This window comes from Mesorhizobium sanjuanii, assembly GCF_002529485.1.
Taxonomy (GTDB): domain Bacteria; phylum Pseudomonadota; class Alphaproteobacteria; order Rhizobiales; family Rhizobiaceae; genus Mesorhizobium; species Mesorhizobium sanjuanii.
This window is the reverse complement of record NZ_NWQG01000058.1, coordinates 1-7,712: the sequence shown is the minus strand read 5'-3', so window position 1 is coordinate 7,712 and position 7,712 is coordinate 1. Positions and strand designations below refer to the sequence as shown.

Below are 7,712 nucleotides of genomic sequence, written 5' to 3'. Positions count from 1 at the left end.
GCCCACGCAGGGCTATCAGGGTGAGGCAAATCCGGCCCAGCGTTACCGCACCGGGCTTGCGTCCATCGACTCCTTCCTGAAGCAGCGGGATGGCAAGACATTCGCCGAGCTTCAGCCCGCGGAGCAGGATGCATTCCTGACGGCAATGGAGGCTGGAAAGGTCGAGCTGCCGAACGGCGTCAAAAGTTCGGGATTCTTCGGACTTCTGCTGCAGAACACGATGGAGGGTTTCTTTGCCGATCCGGTCTATGGCGGCAACAAGGACATGGTGTCTTGGCGCATGCTTGGTTTTCCCGGCGCCCGTTACGATTACCGGGACCATGTCGGCAAACACAATCAACCATACCCACAGCCACCCGTCTCGATCGAGGGTCGTCCGGAATGGCTCAGGAAAGGCGCCTGATCCATGACGACGATACTGCCCCGCAAAGACGTCGTGATCGTCGGCCTCGGCTGGACAGGCGCCATCCTTGCCCATGAATTGACCGATCAGGGTCTCGACGTGCTGGCCATAGAGCGCGGTCCATGGCGCGACACCGCGACCGATTTCAACATCGGCTATGTGCAGGATGAACTGCGCTATGCGGTCCGGCGCGACCTTTTTCTGCAACCCGCCGTGGAAACCATGACGGTGCGCAACAACCCGTCGCAGACAGCGCTGCCGATGCGCGATTTCGGTTCTTTCCTGCCCGGCAACGGTGTCGGCGGCGCGGGTGTCCACTGGAACGGCCATACCTGGCGGTTCTGGGATTCGGATTTCCAGATCAGGACCAACCTCACCAAAAAATATGGCGCATCGCGGGTAGCCGATCTCCAGGTCGAGGATTGGGGCGTAACAGGCCCCGAAATGGAGCCCTACTACGACCAGTTCGAATATCTGGCGGGCATCTCGGGCAAGGCCGGCAATATCAAGGGTCAGTTGCAGGAAGGCGGCAATCCGTTCGAGGACCCACGGTCGCGGGATTATCCGAACCCGCCGATGCAGATGACCTACGCGCCGACACTGTTCGCCGAGGCCGGCCGGTCAATCGGGCTGCACCCTTTCCCCACACCATCAGCCAACATGTCGCGAAACTATGTCAATCCGCTTGGCATCGCCATGGGCCAATGCACCTATTGCGGTTTCTGCGAGCGTTTCGGCTGCGCCAATTATTCCAAATCGAGCGCCCAGACCACCATCCTTCCCGTGCTGATGAAGAAGGCCAATTTCGAAGTCCGCACCGACAGCGAGGTGCTGCATGTCGATCTGGCCCCCGGAGGCAAATCGGCGCGCGGCGTGACCTATGTCGATACGTCGGGAGAAGAGTATTTCCAGCCGGCCGATCTCGTGCTGCTCTGCGCCTACGGCTTGCACAATGCGCGGTTGATGATGCTGTCCGGCATCGGCAGGATCTACGATCCCGTCACCGGCGAGGGAACGGTCGGACGCAATTACTGCTACCAGACCAATGCCGGCGTCCAGGTCTTCTTCGATGACAAGAACTTCAACCCCTTCATCGCGGCTGGTGCGCTCGGCCAGACGATCGACGACTACAATGGCGACGCTTTCGACCATGGCGCACTTGATTTCGTCGGCGGCTCGGGCATCAACTGCATACCGACCAACGGGCGTCCGATAGGGACCAGGCCGACCCTGCCCGGCACGCCGAAATGGGGCAGCGCCTGGAAAAAGGCGACCGTCGAGGGCTACAAGAGCACGCTTGGCTTTTCCTCGCAGGGAAGCAGCTATGCGACCCGCACCAATTATCTCGATCTCGACCCGACCTACAAGGATCGTTTCGGCCGGCCGCTGATGCGCATGACCTTCGATTTCCCCGACAACGACATCCGGATGTCGAACTATCTATGCGACAGGATGGAGGAAATCGCCAAGGCGCTCGGCGGCAAGCAGTACAATGTCAGCCGTCGCAAGAAGGGCTGGGACAGCGTCCCCTATCAGAGCACCCACAATACGGGCGGCGCCATCATGGGAACGGACCCAGGCAGAAGCGCGGTCAACAAGTTCCTCCAGAGCTGGGACGTCCCCAACGTCTTTGTCATCGGCGCATCGGCCTTCCCGCAGAATGCCGGCAAGAACCCGACGGGAACAGTCGGCGCCCTGGCCTTCCTGGCGGCCGATGCCATCCGCAACCAATATCTGCGCAATCCAGGGGCGCCATTGGTGCAAGCATGAAGAGACTTGTTCTCACACTCGCCATCAGCGCCTCGGCCTTGGCTGTTGGCCCTGCCCTCGGGGCCGACCAGGCGGACCAGATCATGCGCGGACAGTATCAGGCTGTGCTCGGCGACTGCGCAGGTTGTCATAATCAACCGGGGGGCAAACTCTTGGCCGGCGGCCTGCCACTCGAAACGCCATTCGGCACGCTTGTCGCCCCCAACATAACCCCCGACCGTCAGACAGGCATCGGCAATTGGACGGAGACCGATTTTCACAACGCGATGAAAACCGGCATCGGCCATAACGGCGTACGGCTCTATCCCGCCATGCCTTATCCCGCCTACACCAGGATGAACGATCGGGATATTTCCGACCTGTGGGCCTATTTGACGACGGTCGAGCCGGTATCGAACAAGGTCGAAGCCAATCAGTTGCCCTTCCCGTTGAACATTCGGCTGGCCATGCTGGGCTGGAATGCCCTCAACTTCACCGAGGAAGCCTTCAAGCCGGATCCCGCCAAATCAGCTGAGTGGAACCGCGGCGCCTATATCGTCCAGGGGCCTGGGCACTGCGGCACTTGTCATACGCCCAAATCCTTTCTTGGCGCCGACAAGGACAGCGGTTTCCTGCAAGGTGCATCGCTGCAGGGATGGTTCGCCCCCGATATTACCGGCAACGCTCAATCCGGCCTTGGAAAATGGTCGGAAGGCGATCTGGTCAGGTATCTCAAGACCGGCGTCAACGCCCATTCGATTGCGTCGGGTCCGATGGCGGAAGCCGTCGAAAATTCGACATCGAAGATGACCGATCCGGATCTGAAGGCTGTCGCCGTCTATCTCAAGAGCTTGAATCCGGACGCTGGAAATGAGCAACCGGCAAAGCCTGACGAGGCACGGATGGCCACGGGCGAGGCAATCTACCGTGACAATTGTTCAGCCTGCCATGGTGGAGACGGCGCCGGCGCCGGGAAGCTTTTCCCGGCCCTTGCCGGCAATTCGATCGTCGCACAAGGCAATTCTGAAACGCTCGCCAGGGTCGTTCTGGCGGGAAGCCAGGCGGTGCATACGACACACGCGCCGACGACGCCCGCCATGCCCTCTCTGGCGTGGCGCCTGAAAGATCAGGAGATCGCCGACGTGTTGACGTACGTGCGCGGCAGTTGGGGCAACGACGCCGCGGCAGTCTCCTCCGGCGACGTGGCGGCTGTTCGCAAGCAATTGCTGCCCTAAGCCCTGCCGTGCGCGATCATGCGCTTGGATGACCTTGTGCCGTAGGGCTAGCTCTCGATTGCGACATCGAGCGCCAGCCGGGTCATATCGGTGAAAAGCGCCTGACGTTCGGAATAATCCGTTTGCTCGCCGGTCACCACATTGTCGACGACAGTCAGGATCGACAGGGCTCGGGCGCCGAAATGCGACGCGATGCGGTAGAGCGCGCTGGTTTCCATATCGACGGCGAGCGCGCCTTCAGCCTGCGCCTCGGCAAAACGCGCACGTCCCTCGGGATGATAGAATACATCGCTGCAGGCGGTCAGCCCGGCATAATGTTCGATGCCGAGTTCGCCAGCCTTGGCCACAGCGCGGGCAAGCAACGCCGGATCGGGACCGGCGGCTGCATCATAGAGGCCGTAGACCTGGCCACTTCCTGCACTTTCGCCGCGGACCGATTGCGAGATCACCAGGCTGCGCAGCCCAACCTCGGCTGTCAAGGCGCCACAGGTGCCGGTGCGGATAAGCGTCTTGACGCGATGGAAGTCCAGCAACTCGTGTGCGTAGATCAGGAAGGACGAGACACCGATCCCCGTCGTCTGGATGCTGACCGGTCTACCCTGGAAAAGACCGGTGAACCCGAGGGCGCCCCTGCGGCGGTTGACGCAGCGCGGCGCCTCCAGAAAAGTTTCAGCCATCCATTCGGCGCGCTCCGGATCACCCGGCAACAGCACCGTTTCGGCATAATCGCCCCTACCAGCCTCATTGTGCGGCGTCACGGCATCTACCCCAATTCCCCGCCGCGTTGTCATCGCAATCATGGCAGGCTGGCGTCGATGCGCAAGCGGCGATTGCGAAACTCCAGTGGCCGGACCTCACTGGTTCTGATCGGACGGCTCGTTCTCCGGCGCCGCCACGTGTAAAAGGCGGGGCACGGGCGTCTGTGAACTCGATCACATTCAGGCCGCGCGCTTCGCGCCTCAGGTTGTTTTGCTTTGGCTGACATGCCTTAGGATTCAAGCACGTCCTTGACGATCGTGGCCAGTTGCTTGAGCGAGAACGGCTTCGGCAGGAAACCGAAATGCGCATCCGCCGGCAGGTTTCTGGCGAACGCGTCCTCGGCATAGCCGGAAACGAAGACGAATTTGATGTCCGGTTGCCGCTTGCGCAATTCGCCGAGCAGCGTCGGCCCGTCCATTTCCGGCATCACCACGTCGGAAACGACGATGTCGACCTTGCCGCCAAGCGCTTCGAAGACTTCCAGCGCCTCGACGCCCGAAGATGCCTCGTGGACGGTGTAGCCACGCGACGTCAGCGCCCGCATGCCGCCCATGCGCACGGCATCTTCGTCCTCGACCAGCAGCACTGTGGCCGAGCCCGACAAATCCTTGGCCGATTCGGCGATCTTGGCAGGTGCTGCCGGCGCCTCGCTGGGCTCGCCGGCCTTTTTCACCTCTGCAATGTGACGCGGCAGGAAGATGCGGAAGACGGACCCCTTGCCGACTTCGGAATCGCAGAAGATGAAGCCGCCCGTCTGCTTGATGATGCCATAGACCATCGACAGGCCGAGCCCGGTGCCCTTGCCCACCTCCTTTGTGGTGAAGAAAGGCTCGAAAATCTTCTTCAGCACATCGGGCGCGATGCCGCTGCCCGTGTCCTCCACTTCGACCACCACATAGTCGGACGGGGCCAGTTCGCGGTAGGAAAAGGTCTTGCTCTCCTCCGCCGTCACGTTCCTGGTGCGCACAGTGAGCTCGCCGCCAGACGGCATCGCGTCGCGCGCATTGACCGCCAGATTGACTACCACCTGCTCGAATTGCCCGATGTCGACCTTGACCGGCCACAGGTCGCGGCCATGGTCGACCTTCAGCTTGATGTCGTTGCCGACCAGGCGGGCCAGCAGCATCCTGAGATCGGCAAGCACATCGGTCAGGTTGAGCACTTCCGGCCTGAGCGTCTGCTTGCGCGAGAAGGCCAGCAGCTGCCGCACCAGCGAGGCCGCGCGGTTGGCGTTCTGCTTGATGTTCATGATGTCCGGGAAGGACGGATCCGACGGGCGGTGGTTGGTCAACAAAAGGTCCGACGCCATGATGATGGCGGTCAGCACATTGTTGAAGTCGTGCGCGATGCCGCCGGCAAGCTGGCCGACCGCCTGCATCTTCTGGCTTTGCGCCATCTGGCCTTCAAGTACCTTCTGCTCGGTGGTCTCTACGGCGTAGACAATGGCCGATTCCTCGGCGCCCTCGCCGTCGGTACCGTCGGCGACCGCGTTGACGTAGAAGCGTATGTGCCGCTCCTCGTTGCCGGGCAGCAGCGTATCGATGGGCTCGATGTCGGCCTGCCGCTGCCTGGCCTTTTCGAACGCCGCGGCAAAGGCGGGCCGGTCGCGCTCATGGACCACCGTGTCCAGCCGCACCCGGCGGTCGACGGCGTCGCGATCGACAACCGTGGAAAACAGCGACAGGAACGGCGCGTTGGTGCGCAGGATACGCCCGCTCTGGTCGACGCCAGCAATCGCCATCGGCGTCGAATTGAAGAAACGGGTAAAGCGGATCTCCGAGGCGCGAAGATCGGCGGACGCATCCTCGCCCTGGGTCCGGTTGAGCACGATGGTGCGGGTCGGGCCGTTGACGCCCTCGCGGCTGGCCGAAACGCGATGCATGAAACGAACGGGCAGCGCTTCGCCGGTCATCGTCGTCAGGTCGAGATCGATGACGGCGTTGCGTGTGGTGCCGGGATCGGCCTTGACCGAGCGGACCAGCGCCATGCCGTCGCCAGCCACGATCTCGGGAAGCGTGACGGCGCCGGGCGTGAAACTCGTCAGGTCAATGCCCAGCCATTCCGCCAGCGTGGCGTTGATGTAGGTGACCCGGCCTTCCTGATCGGCCGAAAAGAAACCAGCCGGCGCATGGTCGAGATGATCGATGGCCTTTTGCAGATCGAGGAAGAACCGCTCCTGCTCGGCCCTCTCCTGGGAGATGTCGGCGAGTTGCCAGGCGAGCAGAGGCAGCCGCTGGCCCGGAACGCTGAAGGCGCGAGCCCGTGCCCGGTACCAGCGCGCGCCGGACTCGGCGCCGGGGCGAATGGATTGCGCAAGCCGAAACTCCCCGTCGCCGGGCTGGCCGTCGCGCAGGCCGGATGCCAGCCGGTATATGGTCACGGAGGCCTCGGGAACGTCGGAGAGCAATCCTTCGACCGTCTTGAGATCCGCCGCGGACGCAGCCCCCGTCATGTCGGCATAGGCCCGATTGGCGTAGACGACACGGCCTTTAGTGTCGGTGACGAGAAGGCCCTGCGACATCGAATCGACGAAGGCTTTCGACAGTTCGTCGTTTGTCGAACGCGGCGTGATCTGCACAAAGCCGATCGCGGTGGCGAACAGGAAGCCGACGCCGATCATTGCCAGCACGCCAAGCATTCCAAGCAGAAAGGGATCGCCAAGACGCTCGCGGAACAGGCCGAAAACGATCGCGGCGCCCGTCAGGACGACGATGAAGACGATGAGCCGGGCAACCGCACCCGGTCGCGTGTTCTGGTCGACGATAGGTACCGGATAGAAATCGCCGCGCGTTTCCTTGGCCATGTGCCCCTGCTTGTGAATTCCGGTACTTGCCCCTGCCCGGTTGAATCACATTCTCAATGCCTGGAAAAGGCCTCGGCGGCAAATCCACCCTAAAAATGACGCGTTCGGCGGCTAATCCATGTCGCGCAAAAGTGCGCAGCGGTTTTGCGACAACGACATGCATAAAAACAAGACTTAATGCGCCTCGCATGAATCCGTTCAAAGGCGACGCGCTTTGGTGTTTCACGCTGTTCACGATGCGACAAAGGCAACTTGCGGTGGCGTGCCGCAACGGTCTAGTGTCGCGTTTCTTCGAAAGCCGTTTTGGGGGCACCGATGCTGCAGTGGCTGGATAGCGTGGCGGGTCCTGGTTATGCCGCGGCAATCCTGTGGGCCCTTGCCGCGCTTGTCCTTCTGGTCATCGTTCTCATCATCATCAGGCTTTTCCGCAGTCTGACCTTCGGAACATTCGTTGCCGGCGGCAGAAACCGCAAGACCCGGCTGGCCGTCATGGACGCCACCGCTGTCGACAGTCACCGCCGGCTGGTTCTGGTGCGCCGCGACGATATCGAGCACCTGCTGCTGATCGGCGGCCCGACCGATGTCGTCGTCGAGCGCGACATCAGGCTGGCCGCGCCGCGCCGCCCTGCGCTGACCGGGGATGGTGGCGGCCATCAGCCGGCGCCGCGGCCGCGCGCGCCTCAACCCGCTGCTGCACCGGCGAAGCAGGCACCACCACCGCAGCCGGTAACCGCGGCCCCGACGCCTGTGCGACCCCATCAGA

Annotated in this window: 5 protein-coding genes and 1 pseudogene; 4 read left to right on the top strand and 2 right to left on the bottom strand. The window is 62.4% G+C overall.

The genetic code is table 11. The annotated features are described in order from the left end of the window. The 3 genes from CN311_RS11510 to CN311_RS11500 form a co-directional block, all read left to right on the top strand. Positions 1–403, top strand: a 403-nt coding sequence (locus CN311_RS11510) for a gluconate 2-dehydrogenase subunit 3 family protein (RefSeq protein WP_133117164.1), incomplete at its 5' end; no start/stop codon positions are given. A gap of 3 nt (positions 404–406) precedes the next feature. Next, positions 407–2,173 carry a GMC family oxidoreductase gene (locus tag CN311_RS11505; RefSeq protein WP_097573797.1) on the top strand — a complete coding sequence of 589 codons (1,767 nt, stop codon included), beginning with the start codon at positions 407–409 and terminating at the stop codon, positions 2,171–2,173. After that, positions 2,170–3,387 carry a c-type cytochrome gene (locus CN311_RS11500; RefSeq protein ID WP_097573788.1) on the top strand — a complete coding sequence of 406 codons (1,218 nt, stop codon included), beginning with the start codon at positions 2,170–2,172 and terminating at the stop codon, positions 3,385–3,387. Before CN311_RS11505 ends, CN311_RS11500 begins: the two co-directional genes overlap by 4 nt. Before the next feature lie 47 nt (positions 3,388–3,434). Here the strand turns inward: CN311_RS11500 and CN311_RS11495 are convergent, their stop codons facing one another. Together CN311_RS11495 and cckA are read right to left on the bottom strand one after the other, a co-directional pair. Beyond that, entirely contained in the window at positions 3,435–4,145 is a 711-nt protein-coding gene (locus CN311_RS11495; protein WP_097573799.1) for a purine-nucleoside phosphorylase, read from the bottom strand. A 230-nt stretch (positions 4,146–4,375) separates the two neighbouring features. After that, a complete protein-coding gene (gene cckA, locus CN311_RS11490; RefSeq protein ID WP_097573786.1) occupies positions 4,376–6,949 on the bottom strand; it encodes a cell cycle histidine kinase CckA in 2,574 nt (857 codons plus the stop codon). A gap of 315 nt (positions 6,950–7,264) precedes the next feature. Between cckA and CN311_RS11485 the strand changes: the two are divergent. Further along, positions 7,265–7,712 (top strand): annotated as a pseudogene (locus tag CN311_RS11485) (flagellar biosynthetic protein FliO); the annotation flags it as partial.

Bases quoted from the DNA above. Each gene is read 5' to 3' on its own strand.
- CN311_RS11505 (WP_097573797.1), top strand. From the start codon at position 407: ATGACGACGATACTGCCCCGCAAAGACGTCGTGATCGTCGGCCTCGGC.
- CN311_RS11500 (WP_097573788.1), top strand. From the start codon at position 2,170: ATGAAGAGACTTGTTCTCACACTCGCCATCAGCGCCTCGGCCTTGGCT.
- cckA (WP_097573786.1), bottom strand. From the start codon at position 6,949: ATGGCCAAGGAAACGCGCGGCGATTTCTATCCGGTACCTATCGTCGAC.